At 67.3% G+C, this 15,708-nt stretch carries 16 protein-coding genes; 2 read left to right on the top strand and 14 right to left on the bottom strand.

Going from position 1 to position 15,708, the window contains the following annotated elements; genetic code table 11:
* Window positions 1-12: 12 nt before the first annotated feature.
* Window positions 13-627 (bottom strand): ubiquinol-cytochrome c reductase iron-sulfur subunit, encoded by a 615-nt coding sequence (gene petA, locus E5CHR_RS06695; protein ID WP_162578967.1) that lies wholly within the window; start codon window positions 625-627, stop codon window positions 13-15.
* Window positions 628-779: 152 nt separating this feature from the next.
* Here petA and mscL point away from each other — a divergent pair, with 152 nt between their 5' ends.
* The gene (gene mscL, locus E5CHR_RS06690) at window positions 780-1,205 is read left to right on the top strand and encodes a large conductance mechanosensitive channel protein MscL (RefSeq protein WP_162578966.1); all 426 of its coding nucleotides are present in this window, start codon (window positions 780-782) and stop codon (window positions 1,203-1,205) included.
* On the opposite strand, the gene pdxA is transcribed toward mscL, so the two are convergent.
* Both pdxA and E5CHR_RS06680 read right to left on the bottom strand, forming a co-directional pair.
* Window positions 1,192-2,238 (bottom strand): 4-hydroxythreonine-4-phosphate dehydrogenase PdxA, encoded by a 1,047-nt coding sequence (gene pdxA / locus E5CHR_RS06685; RefSeq protein ID WP_162578965.1) that lies wholly within the window; start codon window positions 2,236-2,238, stop codon window positions 1,192-1,194. The genes mscL and pdxA overlap by 14 nt on opposite strands.
* Entirely contained in the window at window positions 2,235-3,011 is a 777-nt protein-coding gene (locus E5CHR_RS06680; protein WP_162578964.1) for a Nif3-like dinuclear metal center hexameric protein, read from the bottom strand. The genes pdxA and E5CHR_RS06680 overlap by 4 nt, the downstream gene beginning before the upstream one ends.
* Before the next feature lie 228 nt (window positions 3,012-3,239).
* On the opposite strand from E5CHR_RS06680, the gene E5CHR_RS06675 reads away from it, so the two are divergent.
* Window positions 3,240-4,388 (top strand): trypsin-like peptidase domain-containing protein, encoded by a 1,149-nt coding sequence (locus E5CHR_RS06675; protein WP_162578963.1) that lies wholly within the window; start codon window positions 3,240-3,242, stop codon window positions 4,386-4,388.
* 10 nt (window positions 4,389-4,398) lie between these two features.
* Here E5CHR_RS06675 and tatC read toward each other — a convergent pair whose 3' ends face one another.
* The 11 genes from tatC to hisA form a co-directional block, all read right to left on the bottom strand.
* Complete coding sequence (gene tatC / locus E5CHR_RS06670; RefSeq protein ID WP_162578962.1) at window positions 4,399-5,199, bottom strand: twin-arginine translocase subunit TatC; 801 nt, start codon at window positions 5,197-5,199, stop codon at window positions 4,399-4,401.
* 65 nt (window positions 5,200-5,264) lie between these two features.
* Window positions 5,265-5,723 carry a Sec-independent protein translocase protein TatB gene (gene tatB / locus E5CHR_RS06665; RefSeq protein WP_162578961.1) on the bottom strand — a complete coding sequence of 153 codons (459 nt, stop codon included), beginning with the start codon at window positions 5,721-5,723 and terminating at the stop codon, window positions 5,265-5,267.
* Between the two features lie 13 nt (window positions 5,724-5,736).
* Complete coding sequence (tatA, locus tag E5CHR_RS06660) at window positions 5,737-5,976, bottom strand: Sec-independent protein translocase subunit TatA (RefSeq protein WP_162578960.1); 240 nt, start codon at window positions 5,974-5,976, stop codon at window positions 5,737-5,739.
* Window positions 5,977-6,045: 69 nt separating this feature from the next.
* Complete coding sequence (locus E5CHR_RS06655; protein ID WP_162578959.1) at window positions 6,046-6,405, bottom strand: histidine triad nucleotide-binding protein; 360 nt, start codon at window positions 6,403-6,405, stop codon at window positions 6,046-6,048.
* Window positions 6,395-6,784, bottom strand: coding sequence for a DUF4870 family protein (locus tag E5CHR_RS06650; protein WP_162573312.1), 390 nt, complete (start codon window positions 6,782-6,784; stop codon window positions 6,395-6,397). The genes E5CHR_RS06655 and E5CHR_RS06650 overlap by 11 nt, the downstream gene beginning before the upstream one ends.
* Window positions 6,785-6,798: 14 nt before the next feature.
* The gene (locus E5CHR_RS06645) at window positions 6,799-7,188 is read right to left on the bottom strand and encodes a phosphoribosyl-ATP diphosphatase (protein WP_162578958.1); all 390 of its coding nucleotides are present in this window, start codon (window positions 7,186-7,188) and stop codon (window positions 6,799-6,801) included.
* 58 nt (window positions 7,189-7,246) lie between these two features.
* A complete protein-coding gene (gene hisI / locus E5CHR_RS06640; protein ID WP_174255698.1) occupies window positions 7,247-7,657 on the bottom strand; it encodes a phosphoribosyl-AMP cyclohydrolase in 411 nt (136 codons plus the stop codon).
* 54 nt (window positions 7,658-7,711) lie between these two features.
* Window positions 7,712-8,491: an imidazole glycerol phosphate synthase subunit HisF gene (gene hisF, locus E5CHR_RS06635; RefSeq protein WP_162578956.1), complete on the bottom strand. Its 780-nt coding sequence runs from the start codon at window positions 8,489-8,491 to the stop codon at window positions 7,712-7,714.
* A 23-nt stretch (window positions 8,492-8,514) separates the two neighbouring features.
* Window positions 8,515-9,357, bottom strand: a complete 843-nt coding sequence (locus tag E5CHR_RS06630) for a D-hexose-6-phosphate mutarotase (RefSeq protein ID WP_162578955.1) — start codon at window positions 9,355-9,357, stop codon at window positions 8,515-8,517.
* Between the two features lie 131 nt (window positions 9,358-9,488).
* Entirely contained in the window at window positions 9,489-14,576 is a 5,088-nt protein-coding gene (locus E5CHR_RS06625; protein WP_162578954.1) for an autotransporter outer membrane beta-barrel domain-containing protein, read from the bottom strand.
* Window positions 14,577-14,917: 341 nt separating this feature from the next.
* Window positions 14,918-15,661: a 1-(5-phosphoribosyl)-5-[(5-phosphoribosylamino)methylideneamino]imidazole-4-carboxamide isomerase gene (gene hisA, locus E5CHR_RS06620; RefSeq protein WP_162578953.1), complete on the bottom strand. Its 744-nt coding sequence runs from the start codon at window positions 15,659-15,661 to the stop codon at window positions 14,918-14,920.
* Window positions 15,662-15,708: the final 47 nt, after the last annotated feature.

Below are 15,708 nucleotides of genomic sequence, written 5' to 3'. Positions count from 1 at the left end.
TCCTTTTGCTCCTCAGGCCTTCTTGTCTTCGCCGATCAGAAGGCGCGTGTCGGAGAGGTACATGTGCGGCGGCACCGGCAGGTTGTCCGGCGCAGGCTTGTTTTTGAAGACGCGGCCGGCCAGGTCGAAGGTCGAGCCGTGGCAGGGGCACAGGAAGCCGCCTTGCCAATCGTCAGGCAGCGAGGGCTGTGGGCCGGCCTGCAGCTTGTCGGTTGGCGAGCAGCCGAGGTGGGTGCAGATGCCGACGACCACCAGGACCTCGGGCTTGATCGAGCGGCTCTCGTTGCGCGCGTACTCGGGGGTGAACTCGTCGGGATTGCGCTTGGACTGCGGATCGGCGAGCAGGCCGTCGAGCTTGGGCAGTTCGGCAATCTGCGCCGGCGAGCGCTTGAGGATCCAGACGGGCTTGCCGCGCCATTCAACGGTCAGCTTCTCGCCGGGCTGCAGGCCACCAATGTCGACCTCGACTGGGGCACCGGCGGCCTTGGCTTTTTCAGAAGGTTGGAAGGTGCTGACGAACGGGATGGCAGTTGCCACGCCGCCCACTGCGCCGGCACAGCCTGATGCGATCAACCACGTCCGCTTGCTGCTGTCGATCCGCTGGCGGCCGACGGAGATGTCACTCATGGGGGTCCTCAGTCTTCTTCGATGGGTGCTTGGGTCAACCGACGATTGTAGCGGAGCGTCACAAGCGAATTCAACGCGAGCGCAGGGCGCGACCACGAGGCATGGGCGCTTCTATACTGCCGCAATCCAACAACAAGCACCCGAGGTATCCCATGAGTTTCATGAAGGAGTTTCGTGAATTCGCTGTCAAGGGCAACGTGGTCGACCTCGCGGTCGGTGTGATCATTGGCGCGGCGTTTGGCAAGATCGTCGACTCGGTCGTGTCCGACATCATCATGCCGGTCGTTGGCCTGGTGTTCGGCAAGCTGGACTTCTCCAATCTCTATGTGGTGCTGGGCACGGTGCCGCCGGGTGTCGCCAACAACCTGGCGGATCTCAAGAAGGCCGGCGTGCCGGTACTGGCGTACGGCAACTTCTTTACCATCGTGGTCAACTTCGTGATCCTCGCCTTCATCATCTTTCTGATGGTCAAGCAGATCAACAAGCTGCGTCGCAGGCACGAGGAATCACCGCCGGCCGGGCCGCCAGAGGACATCATGCTGCTGCGCGAGATCCGCGACAGCCTCAATCGCCGCTGAAAGACAGCGCGCGCGCCATCCGGATTGCTTCGATCAGGCTGCTGGCGTCGGCCCGGCCGCTCCCCGCGATGTCGAAGGCAGTGCCGTGATCCGGGCTGGTGCGCACCAGCGGCAGCCCGAGCGTGACGTTCACGCCCTTCTCCACGCCGAGGTACTTGACGGGGATCAGGCCCTGGTCGTGATACATCGCAACCACGACGTCGAATTCGCCGGCATGCTGCGCCGTGGCGCGGGCGCGCATGAAGACGGTGTCCGGCGCATGCGGGCCGTCGGCGGCGATGCCCTCGGCACGCGCAGCAGCGATGGCCGGTGCGATGATGTCGCGCTCCTCGGTCCCGAACAGCCCACCCTCCCCCGCATGCGGATTGAGGCCGGCAACGCCGATCCTTGGCGCGCGCCCCAGCAGCGCGGACAGCGATCGGTGGGCAATGCGCAACGTCTGCAACACGCCCTCGAAGCTGACAGCATCGATCGCGGCACGCAAGGACATGTGGATGCTCACGAGCACGGTGCGCAGTTCGTCGTTCGCCAGCATCATGCGCACCGGAACGTCGGCCACCGATCGTCCCATGTGCGCCGCAGCCTCGGCCTGCAGCAGTTCAGTGTGGCCTGGGAAGGCATAGCCGGCAGCAGCCAGCGCCTCCTTGTGCAGCGGCGCGGTGACGAGTGCAGCCACATCTCCCCGCAGGGCGGCGCGCGCGGCCCAGATCACGCAGTCGCCTGCAATGCGCCCGGCAATCGCGCTGATGGCGCCGAGCGCGATCGGTGAATCGGGCGGGCGCACCACCTGCAGCACGGGAATGCAGCGTGGCGGCGCGTCCAAAGCCTCGGCGGGCGCCTCGATCGCCGCAACCGGCAGTGCGAGCCGTCCCGGCGCCTCGAGGGCCTGCGCCGCCCGGCGCACGGTCCCGTGATCGCCAGCCACGAAGCAGCCGCGAGTGAGCTCGGGTGCATCTCGAAATGCGCGGGCAATGATCTCCGGGCCGATGCCCGCGGGATCGCCCAGGGTAATGGCAACGGCTCGGCTCTTCACGCGGGGTTGTCGATGTCGATGAATTCGTGCGCGAGGCCCAGTTGGGCGGCCACATGCGCCGCCACCGCGGGTGCGCCGTAACGTTCGGTCGCATGGTGGCCGCAAGCCAGGAACGCGACGCCCATTTCGCGCGCATAGTGGGCCTGCGGCTCCGAGATCTCGCCGGTGATGAAGGCATCGGCGCCGGCGGCGATCGCTGCCTCGAAATAGCCCTGCGCCCCGCCCGTGCACCAGGCGATGTTGCGGATGGGCCGGGGCGTCGGCACGTCGACCAGCGTGATCTTCCTGCCGAGCGCCTTCTCCACATCCGCCGCCAGCTCCCGGCCATTGGCAAAGCTCTCTCCATTGCCTTGCGCGCCGAGGAATCCAATTTCCTGGTCTCCGAAGCGCCCGCTCGCCCCCGCGTGCGCGACCAAGCCCAGCTTCAGCCCGAGCTGGGCGTTGTTGCCGAGCTCGGGATGGGCATCCAGCGGCAGGTGATAGGCGAACAGGCTCACGTCGTCACCGAGCAGCAGGCCCAGCCGCTGCTTCATCCAGCCGGTCACTCGGCCGTCCTGCCCGCGCCAGAAAAGGCCGTGGTGGACAAAGATCGCATCGGCCTCGGCGAGGATGGCGGCCTCGATCAGCGCACGGCTCGCGGTCACGCCGGAGACGATCTTGCGCACCGAGGTGCGGCCCTCGACTTGCAGGCCGTTGGGGCCATAGTCCTTGAAGCGCTCGGGCGCGAGCAGCAGGTCGAAGGCGTGCAATAGCTCGTGGCGGGTGGTGCTCATCGCGCCATTGTGGACTTGCCGGGCCGAACCTTGAACGACAGGAGGAGGTGCAAGGCTTCTGCCGATGTGCCAGACAACGCAGGCATCGGTGTTTTCCCTGAACAGACAGCAGCTATCGAAGAGCCTTCCTCGCTCATTTGGAGTGTGCCGCCCGACCGTTGAGGGACAATGCAGCTCCTGAAGCCGGCTTTCACGGCAACGCTGCAACCCTCTTCTCCTCCTTCTTCCATGAAACGCACCTGGCTGCTGTTCGCCCAAGCCGTCACCGTGATGCTCGCGGCCTATTTCGTGGTTGCGACGCTCAAGCCCGAATGGATCGGCCGCCGCGCCACCTCGCTGGGCGGCATGGTGTCGGTGATCGAGGCGCCGGCGTCCAACCCCTCGGCGATTGCGCCCGGCAGCCTGAGCTCGGCGGCGAAGAAGGCCTCGCCGGCGGTCGTCAGCATCAACACCAGCAAGGCGGCTCGGCGCAACCCACGCAGCGACGACCCATGGTTCCGCTTTTTCTTCGGCGACCAGGGCGACCAGCCGCAGATCGGCCTGGGCAGCGGCGTGATCGTCAGCACCGATGGCTACATCCTCACCAACAACCACGTGGTGGAAGGCGCCGACGAGATCGACGTCACGCTCAACGACAGCCGGCATGGGCGCGGCAAGGTGATCGGCACCGACCCCGACACCGACCTGGCGGTGCTCAAGATCGAGCTCGACAAGTTGCCGGTGATCGTGCTCGGCAACTCCGACATCCTGCAGGTAGGCGACCAGGTGCTGGCCATCGGCAATCCCTTCGGCGTCGGCCAGACCGTCACCAGCGGCATCGTGTCGGCGCTGGGGCGCAACCAGCTCGGCATCAATACGTTCGAGAACTTCATCCAGACCGATGCCGCCATCAACCCCGGGAACTCCGGGGGAGCGCTGGTCGACGTCAGCGGCAACCTCCAGGGCATCAACACGGCCATCTACTCGCGCTCGGGCGGCAGCATGGGTATCGGCTTCGCGATCCCCGTCTCGACGGCCAAGCAGGTGCTGGAAGACATCGTCAAGGAAGGCAAGGTGACGCGCGGCTGGATCGGCGTCGAGCCCAACGACCTCTCGCCGGAGCTGGCAGAGACTTTCGGCATCAAGGCCAGCAAGGGCGTGATCATCACCGGGGTGCTGCAGAACGGCCCGGCGGCGCGAGCGGGCGTGCGGCCCGGCGACGTGATCACCGGTGTCGGCGAGAAGCAGATCGGCAACGTGCAGGAGCTACTGACGGCGGTTGCCGGCCTCAAGCCCGGCAACCCGGCACGCTTCGCGCTTCAGCGCGGCAGCGACAAGATGGAACTGGACGTCACGCCTGGACCCAGGCCCCGCACACCGGTGCGCCGCGCAGAGTAGGCCCGGCCGCTCAGGGCTGCTGCGCCGAATCGGCGCTCTCCTCTGGCGCTTTGCTGTGCTTTACGAAGTAACGCGCGGCCACGATACCAATTTCATAGAGCACGCACATCGGAATGGCCAGCGCAAGCTGGGAGACCACGTCAGGGGGCGTGAGCACCGCTGCCACCACGAAGGCAAGCACGATGAAATAGCCGCGGAAGCTCTTCAGCTTCTCGATGGTGACCATCTCGAAGCGAACCAGCAGCATCACGATGATCGGGACCTGAAACGCAACGCCGAAGGCAAGATAGAGCGACAGAATGGCTTCGACGTACGACGCGATGTCCGGCGTGGCGGCCACCGCCTCAGGCGTGAATTTCTGGATGAAGCCGAACATCTTGTCGAGCACGAAGAACTGCACGAAGGCGATGCCCGCATAGGCCAGGAAGCTGCCGAAGATGATGAGAGGCAGCGCAAATTTCTTTTCGTGGCTGTAGAGGCCGGGCGCGACGAACATCCACGCCTGGTACATGAGCCAGGGCAGGGTCAGCAGCACCGACGCCATCAGCAGCGCCTTCAGGGGAACGAAGAAGGGCGAGAACACACCGACCGCAATCAGCTTGGCATCGGGCGGCATGTGGGCGCGGATCGGCACCGCGATGAGGTCGATGAGCCCGCTCGGGCCGGGCCAGATTGCCAGCAGGATGCCTGCGATCACAAGCCCGTAGACACAGTAGAGCAAGCGGTCGCGCAGCTCCATCAGGTGTGCCACGAAAGGCTGCTCGGTGCCGGCCAGTTCGTCGTCTTTGTTCTTGTCGGGGAAATCGGCCATGTGGGGGAGCGCTGCGGGCAAAGGTGGGAGGCGCGCTGCGCGCGGCCGGAACAAGCGGACGGCTCTCAGTCGATCTTGTGGGGACGGTAGCGGGCGACGCGCGCCGCCCCCGAAAGCGCCCGGGTGCGCACGCCGTTGCGTGCCTTGTACCACTGCGGCATGGCGCCCTGCTTCAGGCGCCACTTCTTGCGGGGATGCTTGTACTCGGGGTAGCTTGGAGTCGGCTCGGCCAGCTCTGAACTCGGCTGGCCGATATCGGAGAACTGCTTCTGGAAGTCGCTGGCGCCGGTCTGGATGCCGTGCTCGACCTCCCGGGCGGCATCCTGGACCGTGTCCTTCATCTTGCGCAGCTCGTCGAGGTCCATCGAGCGGTTGACCTCGGCCTTGACGTCGTTCACGTAGCGCTGGGCCTTGCCCAGCAGCGTGCCAACCGTGCGCGCCACGCGCGGCAGCTTCTCAGGGCCGATCACGATCAGCGCCACCGCGCCGATCAGTGCGAGTTTCGAGATGCCGAGGTCGATCACGGAAGCTGTGCGCTCAGGACTTCTGGCGCGCTTCGACGTCGATGGTCGACTTGTCGGCGTTGGCGCCGTTGGCGCTCACCTGGGGATTGGAGGGGACGGAGGTCTCGGGCGCCGAGCCGTCCTTCATGCCGTCCTTGAAACCCTTGACCGCGCCACCCAGGTCGGACCCCATGTTGCGCAGCTTCTTGGTGCCGAAGATCATGACCACGACGAGCAGCACGATCAGCCAGTGCCAGATGGAAAGTGAACCCATGGATTACTCCTGAAGAAGTGTCAGATTTTAGTAGGCGCGGGAGGCTGTCCCTCCGCGCAGCGGGGAATATCAACCCTTGAGCCAGGGGCGAGGGCCGCCCATGACGTGCACATGGAGATGCTGAACCTCCTGCCCGCCCTCGGCACCGGTGTTGACGACGATGCGGAAACCGCCCTGCGGATAGGGCCGGCAGCCCTGCTCCAGGGCCAGCCTGGGGGCCAGGGTCATGATCCGGCCGAGCAGCGCCGCATCGTCCGGCGTGACCTGCGCCATCGAGGGGATGTGGCGCTTGGGCACCAGCATGAAGTGCACGGGCGCCCAGGGCGCGATGTCGTGGAAGCCGAACAGCTCCTCGTCCTCGTAGACCTTGCGCGAGGGAACTTGGCCCGCGATGATTTTGCAGAAGATGCAGTTCGGATCAGAGGACATTCGAAGGCTCCATGGAACGGCCCGCGTTCATGCGCACCATCCCCTTGACGATGCGATAGAGAAACCAAAGGGAAATCAGTGCCCAGGCGATCCAGCCCGGCAGCAGCAAGAGCAGCCACAGCCAGGAGGTCAGGATGTAGGCGAGACCGGCCCACAGCACCGATCGGATGCGCCAGCTGAAGTGCGAGGCCTGCCAACTGCCGGCCGCATCGTCGCGCTTGACCAGGTCGATCACCAGCGCGATCAGCAGCAGCGCAATCGACGCCTGGGCGCCCGGCAGCACGGCGCCTACAGCGACGACCAGATGCAGGATGTAACTGATCCAGCCCCAGGTCTTGAGCGACGAATCGGGTTCCACGGTCACGATGTCGTTGGGCATGGCGTCCTCGGGTCTCAGTCGTTGGATGCTTCGCGATCTTTCGCCTTGCGCAGGGCCTTCTCCTCGATGCCGCTGGTGCCCTCGCGCCGCTCGAGCTCGGCCACGACGTCGCGTGGCGAGAAGCCGTAGTGGGCCAGCGCCACCATGCTGTGGAACCAGAGATCGGCCACTTCGTTCACTATTTTCGTGCGCTCGCCGCCATGGTCCGCGTCCTTGGCGGCCATCACCACCTCGGTGGCCTCCTCGCCGATCTTCTTGAGGAAGGCGTCGGGGCCGCGGTGCAGCAGGCGCGCGACGTAGCTCTTTTCGGGATCGCCGCCTTGCGCCGGCAGGCGGCTCTCGATCACGGCGGCCAGTCGGGCCAGCGCGTCTTCCATGGGGCGTTGCGGGGCTTCGGTGCTCATCGGTAGATCTCCGCGCTATGTGCTGCGGTGCGAGCCCGCCTGGGCGACTGTGCGGGGCTCATCGGGGCGAGGCGGGGTAGATCGTTGCGGGGTCCTTCAGGACCGGCTCCGTCACGGTCCATCGGCCGTTGTCGAACTTGCTGAAGAAGCAGCTGTGGCGCCCCGTGTGGCAGGCGATGCCGGGCTCGTGGCCGGTCTGCGTGACGGCCAGCAGGAGCACGTCGTTGTCGCAGTCCATTCGGATCTCGTGCACGGTCTGCACATGGCCCGACTCCTCGCCCTTGAACCAGAGCTTGCCGCGCGAACGGCTGAAATACACCGCGCGGCCCAGCTCGGCCGTCTTTTCGAGGGCCTCGCGATTCATCCAGGCGAACATCAACACGTCCTTGCTGCCGCGCTCCTGCGCGATCACCGGCACCAGGCCGCTCGCGTCCCACTTCACTTCGTCTAGCCAGTTCATGTTGGACATTGTCGGGGATTCGCATGACAGGAAGCCGGATGCCGACGGGTGGCCGCCTCACCTTCACATCCGCACGGGAATGCCGCGCGCCGCCATGCAGGCCTTGGCCTCGCCGACGGTGAATTCGCCGTAGTGGAAGATGCTGGCCGCAAGCACCGCGTCGGCGCCGCCGGTCTGGATGCCGTCGGCCAGATCGTCCAGGTTCCCGACGCCGCCCGAGGCAATCACCGGCACGCTTACTGCGTCGCTCACCGCCCGGGTCAGGGCAAGGTCGAAGCCGCTCTTGGTGCCGTCGCGGTCCATGCTGGTCAGGAGGATCTCGCCGGCGCCGCGGCGCGCCATCTCGACCGCCCATTGCACCGCGTCCAGGCCGGTGTTCTTGCGGCCGCCATGGCTGTAGACGTCCCAGCCAGGGCCGCGCTGGGCCTCGTCTTCGGCGGAGCGCCGCTTGGCGTCGATCGCGACCACGATGCACTGGGCGCCGTACTTGCGCGAGGCCTCCTCGATGACCTGCGGATTCGCGATGGCGGCCGAATTGAAGCTGGTCTTGTCGGCGCCCGCGTTGAGCAGCCGGCGCACGTCTTCGACGGTGCGCACGCCGCCGCCGACGGTCAGCGGGATGAAGACCTGCGAGGCGACCGCCTCGATGATCGGCAGGATCAGGTCGCGGCCGTCGCTGGTGGCCGTGATGTCCAGGAAGGTCAGCTCATCGGCGCCCTGGGCGTTGTAGCGCGCGGCAATCTCGACCGGATCGCCGGCATCGCGCAGTTCGACGAAGTTGACGCCCTTGACGACGCGACCGCCGGTCACGTCGAGGCACGGAATGATGCGCTTGGCAAGCATGGTGGGTGGGGTCGAGATGAAATTCAGAGGACGGTGAGCTGCTGCCAGCCTTGCCAGCCGCCACCCGGCGCCAGCAGTACGGGCTCGTCGATGCGTGCGGCCTCGACGCAGAGCATCTGGCGCCAGCCGTCGTCGGGAAGGTCCGGGAGCTGGGCGCTCAGCGCCGGACCCGGGTTCCAGACCACGGTCTCTGTGCAGCTCGCGCTTTGAGAGATCTCGAGCGTGCTCGAGGGCTGCACCAGGTGCAAGGGCCTGGCAGGCGCCGCGTAGACGCTGTCGAACTCGGTGCCGAAGCGCAACGCGGGCGCGAGGTCGACATGGCGATCGTCACGCACTGCGTCCCAGCGGTTGGCGCCGTGCAGGCCTTCCAGCGAAGCCTGCGTGACGTCGTCGACGCGCAAGTAGCTGTGCAGCGCGGCGGCAAAGGACCAGGGCGCACCGCCCGTGTTGTCGATGTCAAGCGCCACCCGGAGCGAACGGGGCGCCAGGGTCACGGTCAGCCTGGCATGGAAGGCATGGGGCCAGATGGCCCGCGTGGCTTCGTCGTCGTGCAGCGAGAAAACGAGGGAGTCAGGCTTGCTGCCGGCGCCAGGCGGTTCGGCCCTCCAGGCTACATTGCGCACGAAACCATGCTTGGGCAGCGGCCCGCGCTGGTTGAACTGCGGCCAGCACACCGGCACGCCGCCACGGATCGCGCTCTGGCCATCGAAGCGCGCCTCCGGGCTGAGGTAGAGGCGCTCGGTGCCATCCGAGGTGGTCCAGGACAGCACATGGGCGCCGTGCAGCGCTACCGTGCAGGCACCGCCCTCGGGCAGGGCGAGGCGCAAGGCGGGCTGGCCATGGAAATCGAGCTCTTTGAGAGACATGGCCCCATTCTAGGTTTGGCGTGTGACGGCCGAGGCTGCCACGGCACGCTGACCGCGCCAGCTACCGCGCTGCGTTCGTCATGCGCGAGAGGGTTCGCCAGCACCGAGCGCGGCCAAGAGCGCCCGCGAGGCTACCAACGCACCCGCAGCCCCGCCGAGGCATTGAGCCGCGACTTCACGCGCGTATCTCCACCTGATGCCCACAGCTTGCCGACCTCCCCGTAAAGGCTGGTCGACTTGCTCAGCCCCAGCGTGAAGCCCGCGGCCAGCTCGGTCGAGGTGCTGCCCCTGCTGCTGGCAATGACGGTGCTGGCCGCCGGGTTGATGAAGCGGGTGACATCGCTGCCGCCCGAGATGCGGTACAGGTTCACCCGCGCATAGGGCTGCAGCCGGCCTGCGCTCGTGGCGATGTCGCCCTTCACGCGCACGCCCACGCGGGCGAGCCAGCTGCCCTCTCGTTCCTGATGCACGCGCGCGCCGGCGATGTCCACGTCGTCGAGGTCCAGGCGCTGGAGCACGAGTTGCGCCTGCGGCTGGATCTGCCAGCCCTCGCCGAGCGCGAAGGACTGGCCCAGCTCCAGCGAGGCGCTCAAGCTGCTGGCCTTGCCCTTGGTGCGCAGGTTGGCCTGTGGCTTGACCTCGTAGCGGTGGCGCCCGGCCTGCAGCACGCCATCGGCGTAGAAGCCGCTGGCGTCGGTATAGGTCGCATAGCCGCCCAGGTACTGGCTGCGGAGGTCGTTGCTGCCGACTGTGAGGTTGGCGATGCCGCGCGCGAAGCCCTGGACCTGCATGTCGCCGTCGAGCTGGCCGACGTAGAGGCCGGCACGCCAGTTCGCGTGGGTCCAGAGGTCGGTGCCGGCCTGCAGGCCGCTCAAGCGGCCCTCGCTCTGCGGGCTGACGGTGCCGCCTTGCCGGATGTTGCGGCCGATGCTGAGCACGCGGCCCCAGGCGCGGCGCTCGCCGGTGGTCGCTCCGGCAGTGCCTTGAGCCCCGGCAGCCGTCTTCATGTCGTCGCCGCCCATGCGCTGATGCAGGTTGCCGAGCATGGCCAGGTTGCCCTGGCGCAGTTGCTCAGGCAGGGCTGCGAACAGGGGCACCTCGGCGCGGTAGGTCGGCACCTGGATGGGGGCCGCCGCCGGAGGGGCTGGCGGCGCTGGCGGGGCCGGTGGCGGCGGAGTGATGGTGCTGGTGGAGCGCAGATACCAGTTCTCTCCTGCGCCTGTGACATCGCCCGCCTGCAGGCGGTATTCGTACGCCCCTGCATCCACGTGGCCGCCCTGCAGGGCGAAGGCGTCCTTGGTGCTCTGCGCAGTCGTGGTGGCGCCGTCGAGGGCACTCACCAGTTCGATGCCATTGCCCGTGGTAAGCGCCCCCAAACCGCCAAGGTTGACGACCTGCACGGTGGTGCGCCCGCTGGCCACGGCACTCGAGCCGCTGAGGACGAGCCGGTCACTGGCGCTCGCGCTGTCGCCCAGGAAGGTGCCCAGGCGCAGGAGGCCGTTGTTGCCCGCATAGGGGCCGGTGACGGTGAGCGTGGTGCCGGGTGTCGCACCGATGAGGGAGACGGTGCCGGCATTGGTAAGGCCAGCGATGCCCTGGCTCAAGCCCGCGAGATCGAGCGTGGCACCCGATGCGACGCTGTGGGCCGAGGCCGGACTGAAGGTATTGGCAGCACCCGCGCGCAGGGTGCCTTCGGTCACAGTGGTCATGCCGCTGTACGTGTTGGCACCCGAGAGGATGAGCGTGCCGCTTCCCAATTTGCTCAAGTCCCCAGGCCCGGTGATGGCGCCGGTGAGAGTGGCGGTAAAGGGACCGGTGTCGATGGCGGGATCGACCGCGTCGGTGAAGGCGATGGCGTTGGCGAGGCTGAGGCCATCGGCGGCGAAGCGCAACGTGGTGTCTGCGTGCATGGCGAGCGCTCCCGTGCCGAGGGCGCTGTCGTTGGCGACGGCAAGACCGCCTTGCTTGAGGTCCGTGCCGCCGCTGTAGTCGTTCTCGCCGGTGAGGCTCAGGGTGCCGGCGCCGGTCTTGATGAGGGCGCCCGGACCGCTGACGATGCCGCTCCCCGTGAGGTCGGCATCGGTCTGCAAGGTGCCGCCACCGGCGTCGAGTTGAATACGTCGCGCGGTGCTGAAGGCAGCCGTGTTGCGCAGCGTGCCGCCGCCGAGGGTCAGGCCACCTGAGCTACGGCCCAGGTTCCGGTCCTCGGCGACCGACAGCGTGCCTCCCGTCACGGTGGTGCCTCCGCGGTAGGAATTGGTGCCGCTGAGCGTCAAGGTGCCGGCACCGGTCTTGGTCAGTGCGCCACTGCCGCGGACCTCGCCGCTCGCCGTGAGATCGGCATCGGTTTGCAAGGTGCCGCCACCGCTGTCGATGCCGATGTTGCGTCCAGTGGCGAAGGCTTCGGTGGTGCGCAGAGCGCCGCCATCGAGGATCAGGTCCCCCGATGCGTCGCCCAGGTTGTGGTCCGCGGAGATTGACAAGGTGCCTGCCACGACGGCTGTACCGCCCAGGTAGCTGTTGGCGCCGGTGAGGGTCAAGGTGCCGCTGCCGCTCTTGTACAGGCTGCCGTCCCCCGAGATGAGCCCGGTCGCCCTCAGATCGGCGTTGGTCTGGAAACCCGCGTTGAAGATTCCGATCGTGACGTCGCGGGCCATCGTGAAAGCCGCCGTGTTGCGCAGCGTGCCGCCATCGAGGGTCAGCACTCCCGAGCGCGCACCCAGGTTCTCGTCTGCCGAGATCGCAAGCGTCCCTTCTTCGACGAAAGTGCCGCCGCCGAAAGTGTTCGTGCCGGAAAGTGTCAGCGTGCCGCTGCCGGACTTGACCAGTTCGCCGCTCCCGCTGATGGCCTGGGTGACAGTGCCGCGCGATCCTTGTTCGAACCACAGCGTGCCGTTGTTGATGATGCCGCTGCCGTTTCCGACTCCGGCCGCTACGGTGTCCAGGACCGCGCCGGCGTTGATCGTCGTGGTCCCGGTGTAGGTGTTGGCGGCCCGGTAGTAGATCCTGCCCGCGTTGCTGGCGATGGTGACGCTGTCGCCACCGATGGCACCGGCCAGAGTCAGGCTGGTCCCGTCGTTGCCGATGGTGTTCGTACCTCCCGTGCCCAGCGTGACAGTGCCCCGAAGCAGCGCCTGGCCGGTGCTGCTGGTCAATGTGCCGCCCATCAGATCGACGTGCTGCGCTATCCCGTACTGCCCGCCGAGGTCCAGGGTGCCGCCGCTGTTCACCGTTGCAGTGGCGCTGCTGGCACCGAGCCCATAGAAGCCATTGTCCAGGCGCAGCGTGCCCGCGTTGATCGTCACTCGCCCGGTGATGGTGTTGTCCCGGTCCAGGGTCAGCGTTCCCGCCCCGATCTTGATCAGTTCGCCGCTTCCCGACATCACGCCGCTGAAGGTCGTGCTGCTGTTGTCGCCTCCCGCCGTCAGTGTGCCGGTGCCCAGGGCCACGAAGCCGAATCCGGCCAGGCTGCCGATGGTCTGGCTGAAATTGTTCAGATCCAGGGTCGCGCCGCCGCCGAGCGTCACCGCGCTGGCCGCGCTGAAGCTGTTCGCCGCCCCGGCTCGCAGCGTGCCGCTGACGGTCGTCGTCCCGGTGTAGGTGTTGGTACCGGCGAGGGTCAAGGTGCCGACACCTGCCTTGATCACGTTGCCCGTGCCCGAGATGGAACCGGTGGAACTCAGGTCGGCGTCGGTCTGGAAGGTGCCCCCGGCACTGCCGATGGTGATGGCGCGCGCGGTCGTGACGGCCGCGGTGTTCTGCAACGTGCTGCCATCGAGGGTCAGCGTGCCGGAGGCCGCGCCAAGGTTCTGGTCCGAGGAGATCGACAGCGTGCCGCCAGTCACGGTGGTACCGCCGCTGTAGGTGTTGGCGCCGGAGAGGACCAGCCGTCCAGCGCCTCTCTTGGCCAGGCCGATGCTGCCGGCGTTGGCGCCGGTGCCGCCGGAGCCGGTCTGGTCGGCGATCGCGTCGGCCACGGTCTGCGTATCGCCTGCTCCAGGCACGAAGGCCAGCGTACTGCCCGTGCCCTGCATGAAGATGCCGCTGCCGAAGGCCAGGCCGGCCTGCGCAGAGCCGCCGCCGCCTTCGCCCGCCACCACGCTGCTGCCCCGCACTTGGGTATTGCCGCCGAGGGTGATCGCCCCCCCGTCCATGACGAAGATGGCGCCGCCCATGCCTGCGCCGCCACCCCCGCCTCCGCCGTCGGATGTGGACTGACCTGCGCCGTTGCCCCCACCGAAACCTCCGGAGCCTCCGCCCCGAGTGAAAGCTCCGCCCCCGCCTCCACCGCCGAAGCCGGCAGCCCCGCCTCTGCCTCGACCTCCGCCACCGCCGCCTCCAAAGCCCCCGGAACCCCCGGTAGCGTCGAAAGTATTGCTGCTGCCTCCTCCGCCGCCGCCCAGGCCACCGTTCCCGCCGCCGCTGTTGGTCACGAGATTGCCGCCGCCCCCGCCCCCTCCGCTATACGCCCCGCCGTCACCGCCGGCGTTTGCACCGGCAGCGCCCCCTTGACCGGGATTCGGTCCCCCGCCATCGCCGCCACCAGCGAGCACCGACCCAATGCCCCCATCTTCGAACACGCCCCCGCCGCCTCGGCCGTATCCGTTGTCGAGGCCCTGGACGAATCCGCCCCCGTTGCCGCCCAATCCCCCGCCCCCGCCGCTGCCGGCGAAGCTACTCGTCAGCTGGCCGCCCCCGACACCGCCGACCGCCTGGCTGGCGATGATGATCACGTCGTTCAAGCTGGCGCCCGCTCCACTGGCTACAAACACCGCCCCGCCCGCGCCCATGCCGCCGCCCCCTGGGGTGTACACCGTTCCCCCGTGCCCCCCCTGGGCCTTCAGGTTCTGCATGGTCAGCCCATTGACGGTGGTAGTGCCCGAGCCGATGAAGAAGCCACGGAACTGCCCGGCGCCGTCGAGGGTAAAGCCGTGGCCGTTGATGGTGACGCTGCGGTCGATCACCGGCAGGTGCGTACCGAGCGTGATGGCCCCGGTCAGATCGATGACCGCATCGCCCCCCGCAATGCAGGCAGCCAGCTCGGTGGTGCTGCCTGCGGTGCACGCATGGGCGGCCGGCATGCCGCCGCACATGACGGCGACCGTCAGCACCGAAGCCCGCGCGATGCCGCTGGGCTTGCCTCGCGTAGGGGCGTTCTCGGGAGCGGCAACCCAGGCGCCTAGCGCGGAGTTCCAAAGGCTGCGATGCGTTCTGTTCATGGGGGGGAGTTCACGGGTCGTTCAAGGACGCACACGCGTGGCGCGCACGTGGCGGGCGATGCCGCCTGAACGATGGCTGTGCGCTCCCGGACCCACACGTCGAGAGCTCAGGCCGCAATTCGTGAAACCGAAGGGAATCGGCGACCGTTGGATGCTAGGAATTCCCGTCGCCGCAAACAGATAAAAGCAACAAAAAGCGAGAATTCATTTGCCGCCCGACACGCCGGCTCATTCGAGCACCGGCGTCTGCGGAAAGTCGGCGGAAAGAAAAAAGGGCACGCCATGCGTGCCCTGAGACTTGAGAGCGCCCGGCAAGGGGCGCCACGATGCAGGACTACGAGTTACTGTTCGGCCAGTTCGTCGGCTCGCGCCTGCGCGGCGGCGAAGTCCAGGTCGCCTGAATAGATCGCACGCCCGCAGATCACCCCCTCGATGCCGTCGGACTCGACGGCGCAGAGCTTGTCGATGTCCGCCATGTTCGAGAGCCCGCCGGAGGCGATCACCGGGATGGTGAGCGCTTGCGCGAGCTTGACGGTGGCGTCGATGTTGATGCCCGAGAGCATGCCGTCGCGGCCGATGTCGGTGTAAATGATCGATTCGACCCCATAGTCCTCGAACTTCTTGCCCAGGTCGGCGACCTCGTGGCCGGTGAGCTTGCTCCAGCCGTCGGTGGCGACCTTGCCATCCTTGGCGTCGAGGCCGACGATGATGTGGCCACCGAAGGCGCTACAGGCGTCTTTCAAGAAGCCGGGGTTCTTGACGGCCGCGGTGCCGATGATCACGTAGCGCAGGCCGTCGTCGATGTAGCGCTCGATGGTGTCCAGGTCGCGGATGCCCCCGCCGAGCTGCACCGGAATGTCGTCGCCCACCTCCCGCAGGATCGCCTTGATTGCAGCGTGGTTCTGCGGCTTGCCCGCGAAGGCGCCGTTCAGGTCGACCAGGTGCAGCCGCCGCGCACCCGCTTCCAGCCACTGGCGTGCCATGGCGGCCGGGTCCTCGCTGAAGGTGGTGGACTGGTCCATGTCGCCTTGCTTGAGACGAACGCAGTGACCATCCTTGAGATCGATCGCAGGAATTAGGAGCATGGTGCGGGATTGCGCGGAGCGCGAGCGATGAATCGCAGCGAAAAACT

It is taken from the genome of Variovorax sp. PBS-H4 (assembly GCF_901827205.1).
Classification (GTDB): Bacteria; Pseudomonadota; Gammaproteobacteria; order Burkholderiales; family Burkholderiaceae_C; genus Variovorax.
This window is presented reverse-complemented; position numbering and strand designations above follow the sequence as displayed.